Annotated in this window: 12 protein-coding genes; 6 read left to right on the forward strand and 6 right to left on the reverse strand. The window is 65.4% G+C overall.

What is annotated here, in order from left to right; translation table 11 throughout:
• Positions 1–41: 41 nt before the first annotated feature.
• A complete protein-coding gene (locus K414_RS0102605; RefSeq protein WP_027494517.1) occupies positions 42–929 on the forward strand; it encodes a polysaccharide deacetylase family protein in 888 nt (295 codons plus the stop codon).
• A 27-nt stretch (positions 930–956) separates the two neighbouring features.
• Here K414_RS0102605 and K414_RS0102610 read toward each other — a convergent pair whose 3' ends face one another.
• The 3 genes from K414_RS0102610 to K414_RS0102620 form a co-directional block, all read right to left on the reverse strand.
• Positions 957–2,528, reverse strand: a complete 1,572-nt coding sequence (locus K414_RS0102610) for an HNH endonuclease signature motif containing protein (protein WP_027494518.1) — start codon at positions 2,526–2,528, stop codon at positions 957–959.
• 48 nt (positions 2,529–2,576) lie between these two features.
• A complete protein-coding gene (locus K414_RS0102615) occupies positions 2,577–2,978 on the reverse strand; it encodes a DUF6855 family protein (protein WP_027494519.1) in 402 nt (133 codons plus the stop codon).
• Positions 2,979–3,126: 148 nt separating this feature from the next.
• The gene (locus tag K414_RS0102620) at positions 3,127–4,959 is read right to left on the reverse strand and encodes a multicopper oxidase domain-containing protein (RefSeq protein WP_027494520.1); all 1,833 of its coding nucleotides are present in this window, start codon (positions 4,957–4,959) and stop codon (positions 3,127–3,129) included.
• Between the two features lie 116 nt (positions 4,960–5,075).
• Between K414_RS0102620 and ugpC the strand changes: the two genes are divergently transcribed.
• Entirely contained in the window at positions 5,076–6,146 is a 1,071-nt protein-coding gene (gene ugpC / locus K414_RS0102625; RefSeq protein ID WP_027494521.1) for a sn-glycerol-3-phosphate ABC transporter ATP-binding protein UgpC, read from the forward strand.
• A gap of 49 nt (positions 6,147–6,195) precedes the next feature.
• On the opposite strand, the gene K414_RS0102630 is transcribed toward ugpC, so the two are convergent.
• Both K414_RS0102630 and K414_RS0102635 read right to left on the reverse strand, forming a co-directional pair.
• Entirely contained in the window at positions 6,196–7,218 is a 1,023-nt protein-coding gene (locus K414_RS0102630; protein ID WP_027494522.1) for an aspartate-semialdehyde dehydrogenase, read from the reverse strand.
• 2 nt (positions 7,219–7,220) lie between these two features.
• Entirely contained in the window at positions 7,221–8,486 is a 1,266-nt protein-coding gene (locus K414_RS0102635; RefSeq protein ID WP_027494523.1) for an aspartate kinase, read from the reverse strand.
• A 136-nt stretch (positions 8,487–8,622) separates the two neighbouring features.
• Here K414_RS0102635 and K414_RS25890 point away from each other — a divergent pair, with 136 nt between their 5' ends.
• The 3 genes from K414_RS25890 to K414_RS0102650 all read left to right on the forward strand — a co-directional run bounded on the left by K414_RS25890 (position 8,623) and on the right by K414_RS0102650 (position 12,861).
• Positions 8,623–10,311: an FUSC family protein gene (locus tag K414_RS25890; RefSeq protein ID WP_037218823.1), complete on the forward strand. Its 1,689-nt coding sequence runs from the start codon at positions 8,623–8,625 to the stop codon at positions 10,309–10,311.
• Positions 10,312–10,463: 152 nt separating this feature from the next.
• Positions 10,464–12,275 carry a 2-isopropylmalate synthase gene (leuA, locus tag K414_RS0102645; protein WP_027494524.1) on the forward strand — a complete coding sequence of 604 codons (1,812 nt, stop codon included), beginning with the start codon at positions 10,464–10,466 and terminating at the stop codon, positions 12,273–12,275.
• Positions 12,276–12,483: 208 nt separating this feature from the next.
• A complete protein-coding gene (locus K414_RS0102650; protein WP_027494525.1) occupies positions 12,484–12,861 on the forward strand; it encodes an SHOCT domain-containing protein in 378 nt (125 codons plus the stop codon).
• On the opposite strand, the gene K414_RS0102655 is transcribed toward K414_RS0102650, so the two are convergent.
• Positions 12,839–13,741 (reverse strand): LysR family transcriptional regulator, encoded by a 903-nt coding sequence (locus K414_RS0102655; RefSeq protein WP_027494526.1) that lies wholly within the window; start codon positions 13,739–13,741, stop codon positions 12,839–12,841. The two genes, K414_RS0102650 and K414_RS0102655, sit on opposite strands and share 23 nt — an antisense overlap.
• Positions 13,742–13,813: 72 nt before the next feature.
• Here K414_RS0102655 and K414_RS0102660 point away from each other — a divergent pair, with 72 nt between their 5' ends.
• Positions 13,814–14,710 carry an EamA family transporter gene (locus K414_RS0102660; protein ID WP_027494527.1) on the forward strand — a complete coding sequence of 299 codons (897 nt, stop codon included), beginning with the start codon at positions 13,814–13,816 and terminating at the stop codon, positions 14,708–14,710.
• The last annotated feature ends 61 nt before the right edge of the window (positions 14,711–14,771 follow it).

Raw genomic sequence — 14,771 nt, forward strand, 5'->3', positions numbered from 1 at the left:
CCGACAGTTTGTGCCGACTCGCCGCGGGCAATACCCCGGCCATGGCTCTCCCCTCGCATGGCCGCTTCGAGTACTCCCCCATCGTCGATCGGCCTCGGTTCGAGTGGCCGGGCGGCGCACGTCTCGCGGTGTATGTCGCGGTCAACTGCGAGCACTTTCCGTATGACGACGGGCAGCCCGGCCTGGGTTACACGCCCGCGATGGACCAACCCAACACGTACAACTGGGGCTGGCGCGAATACGGCAATCGCGTCGGCGGCTTCCGCATCGCAGAGACATTGCAGCAGTACGGAATTCGGCCGACACTGCTGGTCAACACCGAGGTGTACGAGCACGCTCCGCAGCTGACCGCGGCGTTCCGAGCACTCGACGCCGAGGTCGTCGCACACGGCCGAACGAATGCCGTGCAACCGAACGATCAGGACGAGGACGCCGAACGCCGCTCTATCGAGGATGTCACCGCCGCGATCGAGCGACACGAGGGAGCGCCGCCCCGAGGATGGATGAGCCCCGGCGCCAACCCGAGCCGCGTCACCGAGGACCTCCTCGCGGAGCGCGGTTACCAGTACACCTTGGACTGGCCCGTCGACGACCAACCGGTGTGGCTACAGACCCGCGGCGGCCCACTGCTCAGCGTCCCGTATCCCCACGAGATCAACGATCTGCCGATGTTCGTCCATCACCATCAGACCGCAGAAGCGTTCGAGCACAACATCATCGGAAGCTTCGACGAGCTGAAGGAGAACTCGGCAAGGCAACCGGTGGTGCTCGCGATCTCCGTGCACACCTTCCTGACGGGACAGCCCTACCGACTGCGACGGTTCCGTGCTGCACTCGAGCACCTGACCGCCAACAACGACGGCGTCTGGTTCACCACCCCCGGCGACATCGCGGCGCACTACCGCACGGTTGTACCTCCCGTCCGATAGATCGGCTGGACCGCTGTCGGCGTGGAGTCAGGCTGCTCGTTGTTTTCGTCGGTGGTAGCTGGGGAGGGGTTCCTGTCTGGGGTCGACGGATTCGGGTGGGATGGCGTAGGGGTGTCCGTCGTCGCCCATCAGCAGCTGCCAGTCGCCGTGGTGGACGAGGCGGTGGCATTCTCCGCAGACGAGCGCGAGGTTGTCGATGTCGGTGGGGCCGCCGTGTTCCCAGAATCTGATGTGGTGGGCTTGGCACCACTGTGCGGGGCGGCCGCACATGACGCAGCAGGTGTCGCGGATGGTCAGGGCGATGCGTTGGTCGTCGGAGGCGAGTCTGGTGGTTCGTCCGAGCGCGAGTGGTACGCCGTGGTGGTCGACGATGACGGGGGTCAGGTCGGCGTCGCAGGTGACCAGCTCGGCGAGGAAGCGACTGATGGGCCCGGTCCAGTCGAGGTGGAACGGCCAGTCCGCGTCGCCCGGCTCGGGGACACATTTCTGCACGGCACCACCACATCCGGATGCCGCTTCGCCGTGAGCAGCGATATCCCCTCGAGCCACTCCATGCGGACGCGAGCCGTTGCTGTCGCCGCCGTTCGAGGAGCTCCCCGCGCCCGTACCGGTGTCGCCCGATTCCGTTGCGGTGCTGACCGTTTGCTTGTTTGCGCCGTGGGCGAGCAAGTCCCGCAGGGGAACGATCAGGTGCACCGACGCCCGCGACCCGCCCGCCGACCCACGAGTGCTGCCGCGGAGGTGTCGGTCGAGGATCTGATCGAGTGCATCGGCCCGGCGCTTCGACGGGCTGCGTGGGTCGCGCTCCCCGCCGGGACCTGGTCGCGGTGCTGTCAACTGCGACAGAGCGGTGAGCAGCTTCTCGGCGAGCAACCGGTCGATGTCGCCACCGACCTGGAAGCGGCCGTTGGCCAGAGCATGCAGGTCGAACCGGTTCAGTGCCGAGTTCTCCGACACCGGTCGCGGTGTAGGTGTCGGCGGAACAGGCTCGGGTGCAGGCGGTTCCGGATCGGGCAGCCGGCCGGTAGCGGTAGCGGTCGCACCACCATCTTTCCGCCGCTCCTGATCATGACGCTCGCGTTCCTGCTGTTCCTGCTCTCGTCTTTGTTTCTCGGCTTTCGTGTGTCGTGCTCGGGCGTCGTCCGCGGCCGCATGCGCCAAAGCCTGCGCGCGGGAGGTCACCTGCCCCGCGGTGTTGCGCATCGCGGTGTCGAGGAGTTCGGCGACAATTCCGTCGCGGCGCTCCTGATCCAACGTCGGGTCGGCCACCAGCGCGACGTCGTATCCCTCGGCGATGGCGGCGGCGTGTGCGGCATGGATGCGGCCGTCGGCGAGGGCGTCGAGCACGGTGGGGTGATCGAACAGCCAGTACCCCAGTGCGTTCTGGCGGGCGGCGGATCCGTCGGTGATCCGTATCGATCGGGCGTACCAGCGGGTGACGGACGAGTGCCCGAGTTTCATCGCCAAGCCGCGTCGGTCGATCTCGGCGAGCAACGTCAATCTCTTTGCTGCGAGAGCGTTTTCGAGGGAGGTCACATCGGCGAGCTCGGAGACCAATTCCTGGTCCCCGAGCTCGAACACATCCCCCCATGTCTTCACACCACGAAAGCTATACCCACCCACCGACAGACTTTTTCAACGAGCCCCTTACAAGGCGCGCATGCTGTTGTTCCGCGCATTGTGGGTGAGCTCTGCAAGGCCGAGCTCTTCGAGTAGCGGTGGCAGATACATGCCGAAGCGGCCGCGGTATCCGTTCCTGAGCCCGTACCAACCACCGACCGGGTTGTCCGGCGAGCGTCCCCACGCTTCGACCGTGTCCGGCGTAGCCGGCTTCTTCTCGTCAGCGGCACCGAGCAATACCCAGTCGCCACGTTCGGTGAGCCAACCGTGCAGGTCTTCGATTGCCTCGATGCGGTATCGCAGAGTCGTCGACCCAACCTGGCACACGAGGGCAGGTGGCTCGTGGTCGGGATCACGGTACATGGTGTACGCCGAGGTGCCGGGGGCGGTGGTGAGAGCCCACGGGTCGGATTTCGTTCCGCTGGTCATGGCCTGGGTCCGTTCAGTTGTCGCAGTCGGCCGACGGGCAGAAAGACCGACCGAGCACAGTGATTGCCTTACACGGCACGGTCAGTGTGGGCCGACCTGACGGCGAATACAACCAACTCTCGACCCGGGACAGGTTCGGGGTCGTGCGTCACGGAGCGACGGTGCGGTACCGCAGCATCATTTCGTGGTCCTCGTGGTCGAGCATGTGGCAGTGCCACATGTACCCCTGCAATTCGGACGGGCCCGTAGCCGGCATGTCGTGACCACTCATGTCGTGACCGCTCATATCGTGACCGCCGTGGTGTGCCGCCGGTCCCGCGAACCTGGCGTCGGGATCGAAGCCGAGTTCGTCGGCCGTCGGGAATCGAACGAGGATCTGGGTAACGGTGCCCGGGTACGTGTTGACGGTGTCTTTCCACCCGGCTTCCCAGGTGGCCGGCGGCACCGAGGGCCCGGTGAGGAACTTCTCCACCGGCGGAGCCCATTTGGTGCCGAACGTCGGCCGGGGGAAGTCGCGTTGGTACGCCGCGATGTCGATGGGAATTCGCCCCAGCGTCCGGAAGTGCGCCAGGTGCAGGTGAATCGGGTGCGGCTCCACCGTCGTGTTGACGATGTTCCACATCTCCACGGTGCCCTGCTTGGGCATCTCGATGTCCGGGTCGGAGTACCGCAGGTTGTTCAAGTTCATCAGCGTCATGTCGAGGTTCAGCCCACCGGAGGGCTGGTTGACGGTGACAGTGCGCGTGAAGGTGGGTGTCGGCAACGCGGGCAACAGATCCGGCTGCCCCTTTCCCCCGCGCAGCAACGACGGCATCCCGCCCCGGAACCCCGCCGCGGACGCGACGCGGAACTGGCAGAACATCGGCATCGGGACGGCTCCGAGGGACGCGGCCTGCGCCGGAGGCGGCTCGTCGTTCAGCAGCTCGACGAGGGCACCTGCCTCGACGGCTCCGAAGTCGACGAGGATGTCGGCGCGCTCGGCGGGTGCGAGCCGGATGCTGGTGGTTTCCACCGGCGCGTCGAGCAATCCACCGTCGTTTCCGATGACCCAGAAACGTAACTTGTTGGTGAAGAACAGGTTCCACACGCTGTACGACCCGGCGTTGACGAGTCGCAGCCGGTACATGCCCCGGGCCACTTCCATCGTCGGCCAGATCTTGCCGTTGACGACGCCGACGTCGCCGGTACCGCCACCCTCCCACTTACCCTGCGGCACAGTGATATTGGAGCGGATACTCATGCTGCCGTCGGGATTCATGATCTTTTCCTGCAGCACCAACGGCAACTCGAACTCACCCGAAGGCAGACCGAGCGCATTGTCGGAAGTACCGGTGTCCCAACGATCACGGACGAGGTTCATCCCGAGCAGGCCCGCGTAGACGTTGATGCGCGTCATCGACATGGCGTGGTCGTGGTACCACAGCCCGGCAGCATCATTGAGCCCGGAAAAATTGTGAGTCATCGACTCGCCCGGACGCACCAGCATCTCGGAGTGCCCGTCACTGGCCGGTTCGGTGACGGCACCGTGCAGGTGCAGTGCCGTCGGCGTCATCGTGCGATCCATCTCGCTCATGCCGTGCAGCGAGGTGTCGACGTCGGCGGCGAGAGGATTGCCGGCGGTGGTGTTCGAGTACTTCAGCGTCCAGGGCTGGCCTTGCTGAGACTCGATGGTGGGCCCGAGGTAGTCGCACTGGCCGTAGCCGAACGTAGGAGCGGGCCTGAGATCGGCGTGGAACGAGTGGGTGGCACTGTGCGCGTCGAGGGAGATCTCGGTACCGCTGATCAGCGGCAACCGCGGTAGCTCGTCACGGAACGGCGTCAGCTGCGGCGAATGGAACAGCAGTGGGCTCTGCCCGCGGAGGAAGTCGTCGGCCAGTGCTCGACGCGTCGTCGACGCCACGGGTATGGCTGCTGCTCCGGCTGCCACTGCGGCCGCCGCCAGCCCACGTAGGGCGGTGCGTCTGGACACGGAGCCGCTCACCCGGCCACCTTCCTCCTGGTTGTGATGGGGCCCATACTATGTGCTGGTCGGCTCCCGCCGTCACCCCACACTCGGATCGTCCGGCACGTTCCTGCCGGTGGAGGGATCTATTTCGCATGGCAACAATCTCGTTCGAGCGCACGACCAGGCTTTTTCCCGGCTCTGACACCCCCGCGGTGAACGAGCTCGACCTGCACATCGAGGACGGTGAATTCCTCGTTCTGGTCGGCCCCTCCGGCTGCGGCAAGTCGACGTCGCTCCGCATGCTCGCCGGTCTAGAGGAGGTCAACTCGGGACGCATCCTCATCGGCGGCAAGGACGTCACCAATTCCGAACCCAAGGATCGCGACATCGCGATGGTGTTCCAGAACTACGCGCTGTACCCCCACATGACCGTCGCCGAGAACATGGGGTTCGCCCTCAAGCTGGCGAAGGCGAACAAGGAGGACATTCGCACTCGCGTCGAGGAGGCCGCCAAGCTACTCGACCTCGAGCCGTACCTGGACCGCAAGCCCAAGGCGCTCTCCGGCGGCCAGCGGCAGCGAGTTGCCATGGGGCGCGCCATCGTTCGGCAGCCCCAGGTGTTTTTGATGGACGAGCCGCTGTCCAATCTCGACGCCAAACTGAGGGTTCAGACGCGGACGCAGATCGCTCAGTTGCAGCGTCGGCTCGGCACGACGACGGTCTACGTCACGCACGATCAGGTCGAGGCCATGACGATGGGTGATCGCGTCGCCGTCCTGAAAGGTGGTGTGCTGCAACAGTGCGCCACCCCGCGTGAGCTCTACCGAACCCCGGTCAACGCATTCGTCGCCGGGTTCATGGGCTCACCGTCGATGAATCTGTTCCGCGCTCCGGTCACCGACGGCGGCGTCCGCCTGGCCGATCAGGTAGTCCCGGTCCCACGTCAGACGCTCGGTTCCGCCACCGAGGTGATGTTCGGCATTCGTCCCGAGCACATCGAGATCGCGAGCAGCGGAATAGCTCTCGAGATCGACGTCGTCGAAGAGCTCGGTTCCGAGGCCTTCGTGTTCGGCCGCGCGGACATCAACGGCCGGACCGAAACCATTGTCGCTCGGGCCGATTGGCGCAGCCCGCCCGAGAAGGGCGACCGCGTTCACGTCCGCATCGACGAAGCCCATGCGCACATCTTCGACGCCTCCGCCGAAGGTCACCGCCTGAACTGACCGTCGTGCGCGTTGTGCGTACCCCTGGGGACACACAACGCGCACGACCTCAGACCAGGAGCTCGGCGATCTGAATGGTGTTGAGCGCGGCACCCTTACGCAGGTTGTCGCCCGAGACGAACAGCGCGAGTCCGCGGCCCTCGGGGACGCCCGGATCCTGGCGGATGCGGCCGACGAGGGAGTCGTCCTTGCCTGCGGCTTCCAGCGGCGTCGGTACGTCGACCAGCGAGACACCCGGTGCGGAGGCCAGCAGTTCACGAGCGCGTTCCACTGACAGCGGTGAAGCGAACTCGGCGTTGATCGACAGCGAGTGCCCGGTGAAGACCGGAACGCGCACGCAGGTGCCACTGACCAGCAGGTCGGGCAGTCCGAGGATCTTGCGCGACTCGTTGCGTAGCTTCTGGTCCTCGTCCGTCTCGCCGGATCCGTCGTCGACCAACGCGCCGGCCAGCGGCAGGACGTTGAAAGCGATGGGCGCGACGTACTTGTTCGGGGCCGGGAAATCGACCGACGAACCGTCGTGCACCAGTTTTTCGACGTCGTCGATGACGGCGCGTGCCTGCGTGGCGAGCTCGTCGACGCCGGCGAGGCCGCTACCGGACACCGCCTGGTAACTCGAAACGATCAACCGCTGCAAGCCGGCTTCGTCGTGCAGCACCTTGAGCACCGGCATGGCGGCCATGGTGGTGCAGTTGGGGTTGGCGATGATGCCGCGGGGCGGGTTCTTCGCCGCCTCGGGGTTGACCTCGCTGACCACCAGCGGCACATCGGAGTCCTTGCGGAACGCCGACGAGTTGTCGATGACGGTGGCACCTGCGGCAGCGAATCGCGGTGCCTGCTCACGCGAAAGCGTGGCACCGGCCGAGAACAGAGCGATGTCGATACCGGTGAGGTCCGCAGTGGACGCGTCCTCGACGATGATCTCCTCGCCGCGGAACGGCAGCTTCTTGCCCGCCGAGCGTGCGGAGGCGAAGAATCGAACGGTGTCGGCGGGAAAGTTGCGCTCCTCCAACAGGGTTCGCATGACGGCACCGACCTGGCCGGTGGCTCCTACGACTGCAACTGTGGTCATGGCTATCGTCCTGTTCCTGCGTGCACGACGGCTTCTTCGTCGCCGCCGAGATCGAAGGCGGCGTGCAGTGCGCGCACGGCGTCGTCGAGCTGAGTGTCGCTGCACAGCACCGAGATACGGATCTCGGAGGTGCTGATGAGATCGATGTTGATGCCGGCGTCGGCGAGGGCCTCACAGAACGTCGCGGTGACGCCGGGGTGGCTCTTCATACCGGCACCGACGAGCGAGACCTTGCCGATGTGGTCGTCGTAGAGCACCTGCGCGAAGCCGATATCGGCCTGCAGCTTGGTGAGCTTCTCCACAGCCGTCGGGCCGTCGGCCTTGGGGCAGGTGAAGGTGATGTCGGTCTTGCCGGTGTCGATCTTGGAGACGTTCTGCAACACCATGTCGATGTTGATCTCGGAGTCGGCAACGGCGCGAAAGACCTTGGCGGCGTAGCCCGGTGTGTCGGGCAGACCGACGACGGTGACCTTCGCCTCGCTGCGATCGTGTGCGACGCCGGTGAGAATTGCTTCTTCCACTGGAATGTCCTCCATAGATCCGGAGACGATCGTTCCGGGTTTGGTGGTGTACGACGAGCGCACGTGAACGGGAACGTTGTAGCGACGGGCATATTCGACGCAGCGCAGCATCAGCACCTTCGCGCCGCAGGCTGCCATTTCGAGCATCTCCTCGAACGAGACGGTCTCGAGGTGGCGTGCGTTGGGAACGATGCGCGGGTCTGCTGTGAAGATGCCGTCGACGTCGGTGTAGATCTCGCAGACGTCGGCGTTCAATGCCGCGGCGAGCGCGACGGCGGTGGTGTCGGACCCACCACGACCGAGCGTCGTGACGTCCTTGCTGTCCTGGCTGACGCCCTGGAAGCCGGCGACGAGCACGATCGAACCCTCGTCGAGTGCGCTGCGGACGCGGCCGGGGGTGACGTCGATGATCTTGGCGTTGCCGTGCACGCTGGTGGTGACGACGCCTGCCTGGGAACCGGTGAACGACCGTGCCTCGGCGCCGAGCGAGTGGATGGCCATCGCGACCAGCGCGTTGGAGATGCGTTCACCCGAGGTGAGCAGCATGTCCATCTCGCGAGCGGGCGGGGCCGGGCACACCTGCTGTGCCAGGTCGAGCAGTTCGTCGGTGGTGTCGCCCATCGCCGATACGACGACGACAACGTCGTTGCCCGCCTTCTTGGTCTCGACGATTCGTTCAGCGACGCGTCGGATACGTTCGGCGGTCCCCACCGACGATCCACCGTACTTCTGGACGATGAGAGCCACGCGTTTTACCTCCGCTGGATAGCCGACAATCGTTCGATTGTCCGCGGGTCACCTTACCGAGCGAATGCCCCGAGCAGTGGGCCGGGTAGCTCCGAGCTGGGACTTTAGGGCCTCTCGCCTGCCTTAACATGTTCGAGTGACCGTTCCCGAACATCTCCCACCACCGCCGGCTCGAGGCCTGAAGGTGCTCTTCGGGCTCCCCGCTGTCGGCCGGCGTTGGCCCGGTGGACTGCGTTCGGCCCTGGCGTTCGGTGTTCCGGCGATCCTGGCGTGGCTGCTCGGCTTCCACACCGAGGCACTGCTGGTGGTCTCGGGCAGTTTCGCGGTGATCTACGGCGAGGGCCGTCCCTACCGGTCGCGGTGGTGGGTGGTGCTGACCGCAGGGGCCGCCCTGGTGGCCTCGGTGTGGCTGGGCGCGACGGCCGGTCGGCTCGCCCTCGACTTCGGCGAGACCGGGTGGGCGCGGATGATCCCGGTGACTGTGTTGTCCGTTCTCGCTCTCGTCGCGGTCTACGTCGTGGCAGCGCTGCGACTCGGCCCGCCCGGAGCGTTCTTCTTCGTGCTGGTGTGCGCGGTGGCGTCGTACCTCCCTGCCGCCGACATCAGCGCGACCCGCGGTGCCGTGTGCGCGGCGATCGGGGTGGCGTCGGCGCTGGTGGTCGCGATGTCCGGGGTGGTGCGTGACCCGAGAGGTCCCGAACGGGCGGCCGTCGGTGCGGCCGTGGCGGCGATCGAGAAGTACACGACATCGCCGACGGCGTCCGTGGGCGATCGACATACCGCCGCCTCGCATCTGCACGCGGCGTGGGCCGCGGTGTACGAGGCCGGGTCGACGCGCGGGACCTCGCGCCCCGCGCTGGTACAGACCCTGTTCGACGCCCATCTCGCGTTTGCGGCTGCCACGAGGGCGCGCGCCGGTGCCGTCCTGGATCCCGAGAACGAGGTCGAATCGCCACGAGACCAGCTGCCGCTGGCGCGTCCGGGCATCGGGTATCGGTTGAAGCGGTCGTTGCATCGAGATTCGCATGCGGCGTCGACGGCGATCCGAGTGTTCTGCGCGGCGGCAGGTGCCGGCGGGATCAGTGTGGCGATGGGTTTGAGCAGGCCGGATTGGGCGATCCTCGGCGCGGTCCTGGTGCTCCAGCAGGGGCCGGATCGTGTGCACGGGACGTATCGCGGCATGCAGCGGCTCGGCGGAACTCTGGCCGGAGTGGTGCTGTTCTCGGCGATCTATCTTTCGCCGCTGACCGGTCTCGCGGTGATCGTGGTGTTGATGGTGTTGCAGTTCGCGATCGAGATCAGTGTGGCGCGCAATTACGGTCTCGCCGTCACGTTCATCACCCCACTCGCGTTGCTGATGGGCACCATCTCGCATCCGGGTGCTCCGCTCGGCGGCATCGTCGTCGATCGGGTGGTGGAGACCGCGGTGGGTGTCGCCTTGGCCTTCGCGGCGCTGTGGTTGTTGCTGCCAGGCGCTTTTCGGCGGGCGCTGCTGTGGTCCGATCGGCGGGTTCTGCAGTTGACCGACCGATTGTTGACGGCCCTCCGAAGCGAAAACTCCTCGGCGGCAGCCACAATGGAGCTACGACGAGATATCCAGTTCGAGCTGGTCGGTGCCGCGCTCGCGGGAGCCGAAGCGGCGCACAACGATCGCCGCTGGGCGCATCGAGTCTGGGACAGGCACGCAGAGGTCGATCATCTCGGTTACGAACTCCTCGCACGGTGTTGGACCGCGGACGATGTCGGACGACTGAACGACATCGATCAGTGGCAGCGCAGGCACGACACCGTGACCGGAAAATTCGACTCCCGAACCCTCGGGTAGGCGGTCGGTCTGCGGTAGTACACTCACCCTATGCTGCGAGCTCTCCTTCTTAACAGCCGCGACGGGGTCTGAGACCAGACTGGCTTCCCGTCGCGGGGTTCGTTGCGCCGGTCGAACACCATTGCTCTGATCTGTACGGAGAGACGAAGACCATGTCACCAGCCGACGCATTCACCTCGGGATCTCGCACCATCACCCCGCCCTCGCGGCCCGCTCCCAGCGACCAGCCAGCGTGGAACACTCAGAAGAACTCCTCGATGCCCACGTTCCGTTATCGGCCGTTCGCCGAGGAAGTGGAGTCCATCACCCTCCCCGACCGCACGTGGCCGGACAAGATCATCGACCGGACGCCACAGTGGTGTGCAGTCGATCTGCGCGACGGCAACCAGGCGCTGATCGATCCGATGAGTCCCGCGCGCAAGCGCCGCATGTTCGACCTGCTCGTTCGGATGGGCTACAAGCAGATCGAGGTCGGCTTCCCGTCCGCCAGCCAGACCGACTTCGACTTCGTCCGCGAGATCATCGAGGACGGCGCGATTCCCGACGACGTCACCATCCAGGTTCTGACGCAGTGCCGTCCCGAGCTGATCGAGCGCACGTTCGTCGCGTGCGAGGGCGCTCGCAGCGTCATCGTGCACTTCTACAACTCGACGTCGATCCTGCAGCGCAAAGTGGTGTTCCGGGCCGATCGTGACGTCATCAAGAAGATCGCGACCGACGGTGCTCGCAAGGTTCTCGAAGAAGCGGCCAAGTTCCCCGATACCGACTGGCGCTACGAGTACTCCCCCGAGTCCTACACCGGCACCGAACTCAGCTACGCCAAAGAGGTGTGCGACGCGGTCACCGCGGTCATCGACCCGACGCCCGAGAAGCCTTTGATCCTGAACCTGCCGGCCACCGTCGAGATGGCGACGCCGAACGTCTACGCCGACTCGATCGAGTGGATGAGCCGCAACCTCGATCGCCGCGACAGCATCGTACTGTCTCTGCACCCGCACAACGACCGCGGAACCGGTGTTGCCGCAGCCGAACTCGGCTACCAGGCCGGTGCCGATCGCATCGAGGGATGCCTGTTCGGCAACGGTGAGCGCACCGGCAACGTCTGCCTGGTCACGCTCGGCCTGAATCTGTTCACTCGCGGCGTCGATCCGCAGATCGACTTCTCCAACATCGACGAGATTCGCCGCACGGTCGAGTACTGCAACCAGCTGCCCGTCGCCGAGCGTCATCCGTACGGCGGTGATCTGGTGTACACCGCGTTCTCGGGCAGCCATCAGGACGCGATCAACAAGGGCCTCGATGCCATGAAGGTCACGGCAGACGAACAGGGTTCGGACATCGGCGACATCACCTGGCAGGTGCCGTACCTGCCCATCGACCCCAAGGATGTCGGCCGCACCTACGAGGCCGTCATCCGTGTCAACTCGCAGTCCGGCAAGGGCGGCGTCGCGTACATCATGAAGTCCGATCACGGGCTGAACCTGCCGCGTCGCCTGCAGATCGAGTTCTCCCAGGCAGTCCAGCGCATCACCGACGGTGAGGGCGGCGAGGTCTCGCCGAAGGAGATGTGGGACGTCTTCGCCGAGGAGTACCTGACGCCGATCCGTCCGCTCGAGCGCATCAAGCAGTCGGTACAGGCTGCCGAGATCGACGGCGGAACCGACACCATCACCGCCACGGTCAAGGTCGACGGCGTCGAGCAGGAAATCTCCGGCTCCGGCAACGGACCACTCGCCTCGTTCGTCGACGCGCTGTCCACCATCGGTTACGACGTCAGCGTCCTCGACTACTCCGAGCACGCACTGTCCGCAGGCGACGACGCCCAGGCCGCCGCCTACGTCGAAGCCTCGGTCACCTCGGCTGCAGGTGTCGCCACCACAGTCTGGGGCGTCGGCATCGCGACCTCGATCACCACAGCGTCACTGCGCGCTGTGGTCTCGGCCGTGAACCGCGCGCTGAAGTAACTTCGCTGCTCGACGACACGCCGCTCACCTTTCGGGGTGGGCGGCGTGTTGCGTTGTGGGGCCCTCACGAAAAGAAAGCGGGCGCGGTCGACGTGGGGCTCACTGGGATTTCCGGTCGACGAAAGGGACCAAAGACCCGTGTGCACGGGGTGCCGCAAATGCCACACTGAATCAGCCGCCGGGGCACCTTAGAGAATGGAAGTTCGCCATGGATTCTTTCTGGGATTTTCTTTGGCTTCTCATCGTCGGGTTCGCCTTCGTGGCCTACCTCATGGTGATGTTCTCGATCATCGGAGATCTTTTTCGGGACCACAAGACATCCGGGTTCGTCAAAGCCCTGTGGGTGCTCTTCCTCATCGTTGCGCCGTTCCTCACCGCGCTGGTCTACCTCATCGTGAACGGCAGCAACATGGCCAAGCGTCAGGTTGCCGCCCTGCAGCACGCACAGGACCAGCAGGAGGAGTACATCAAGCACGTCGCCGGTCGATCTGCGTCCGAAGAGATCGCACACGCAAAGGCGTTGCTGGACAACGGAACCATCGATCAGGACGAGTTCACGACGCTCAAGGCCAAAGCGCTGTCCTGAACGTCGCTTCCGCTCCGAACGCATCGAGCACAGCGGCGATCGCGGGTAGTCGCCGCGCATCCATCCTCGTCGCGAGTTCGTAGATTCGCCCGGCTCGAACGCCGGCGAGCTCTCGACGTACCAGGCCCGGATGCACAACGGCGTAGCGCGGCATCAACGCCACTCCGTGCCCGGCCGCGACGAGTGTTTCGGTCACTCGAAAGTCGTTGATGCGTTGGACAACTCGCGGCTGAACTCCGGTCACCGAGGCCACGGAAAGCAACACGTCGTCGACCGGAAAACCGCCGCGAACGCTGATCCACCGCTCGTCGATCAGGTCTCGCAGATCGATCGAGCCTTGCTGCGCCAGTGCGTGATCGAGAGGCAACACCAGATCGATAGGCTCGCGCATCAGGGTCGTCACCTCGATCCGTGGACCCGCCGTCGACGGAGCCCTGTCGTCTCGGTGGGTGAGCACCACGTCGTAATCGGCGAGTAGCTCGGGCACCGAGGATGCGGGCAGGTCCTCGTCGCGCGCATCGATGTCGACGTCCGAGTCCGCCAACCGCGTCAGGACCCCGGGCAGCAGCAGTGCCGCACCCGACGGGAACAGGGCAACTCGGACGCGTCCCCGCGGAGACGCTCGATAACGATCCATTTCTGCTGTGGCGCGGGCGAGGGCAGCGAGAACCTCGTCGGTTCTGAGTACCAGTGCCCGCCCGGCGTCGGTGAGGCGCAGCCGGCGCCCGTCCGGTTCGAGCAATGTCACGCCGGCCTCGCGCGCCAGCAACTTGAGCTGTTGAGACACCGCCGACGGAGTCATCGACATCGCCTCGGCGACCGATGCAACGGTCCCGCGGTCGGCAAGCTCAGCGAGGATCCGGAGCCGCTCCACATTCATACAGAAAATCTTAACTGTTGGTGCGGATATATTCGATTGTGCTGATTGTTTGCACCCGTCACGATAAATGGCATGACCACACGCGACCGCCTCCTCGGACTGACTGTCGCCGTTCTGTGGGGACTGAACTTCCTCGCCATCCGCGTCGGGCTCGACCACTTTCCGCCCTTCTTCTTCGCGGCACTGCGCTTTCTGGTCATCGCAGTTCCGGTCGTGATGTTCGTTCCGCGACCGAAGGTGCCCCTGAAATGGTTGTTGCTCTACGGCTTCGGCTTCGGTTTCCTGCAGTTCGCCTTCCTGTTCGCGGCGATGGCGGCAGGCATGCCCACCGGATTGGCGTCGCTCGTCCTGCAGTCGTCCGCTCCGTTCACCGTCATTCTCGGCGCGCTGCTGTTACGCGAACACGTGAGCCGCAGGCAGGCAATCGGCATCGGTGTGGCCGTCCTCGGCATGGTCCTCATCGGGTGGGATCGCGCCCAGAACGCCACCCTGCTGCCTGTCGTCCTCACCCTGCTCGCCGGTCTGGGCTGGGCCTTCGGCAATCTCGGAAACCGACTGGCCAAATCCAACTCCCCGATGACACTGATGCTGTGGATGACCGTCATCCCGCCGGTGCCGATGTTGGCGCTGTCGGCGGTCGTCGAGGGCCCGAGCACGGGCTGGCACGCGCTGGCCGACTCGTTCGGATCGCAGGGCTGGCCCGGTCTGGTCGCGTTGGCGTACATCGTGATTCCCGCCACGATCATGGGAAGCGGCCTGTGGAGCATCCTGATGAGCCGCAACCCGGCCGGTCTCGTCGCACCGTTCTCGCTGCTGGTTCCCGTCGTCGGTATCGCGGGTGCCTGGGCGTTCCTCGACGAAACCCCGTCGCTGTTGGCCCTGCTCGGCGGAGCGATCGTCATCGGCGGCTGCCTGGGCGGAATGGCTGCCAGGAAGCCGACCCCAGTTCTGGAGAAAGTACCGGTATGAGGGCGGGAGTGGAGCGTGCGGAATGAGCGAGGGGTAGCAAGCGTCGACGTGAAACTGCACG

It is taken from the genome of Rhodococcus sp. JG-3, assembly GCF_000482405.1.
Taxonomy (GTDB): domain Bacteria; phylum Actinomycetota; class Actinomycetes; order Mycobacteriales; family Mycobacteriaceae; genus Rhodococcoides; species Rhodococcoides fascians.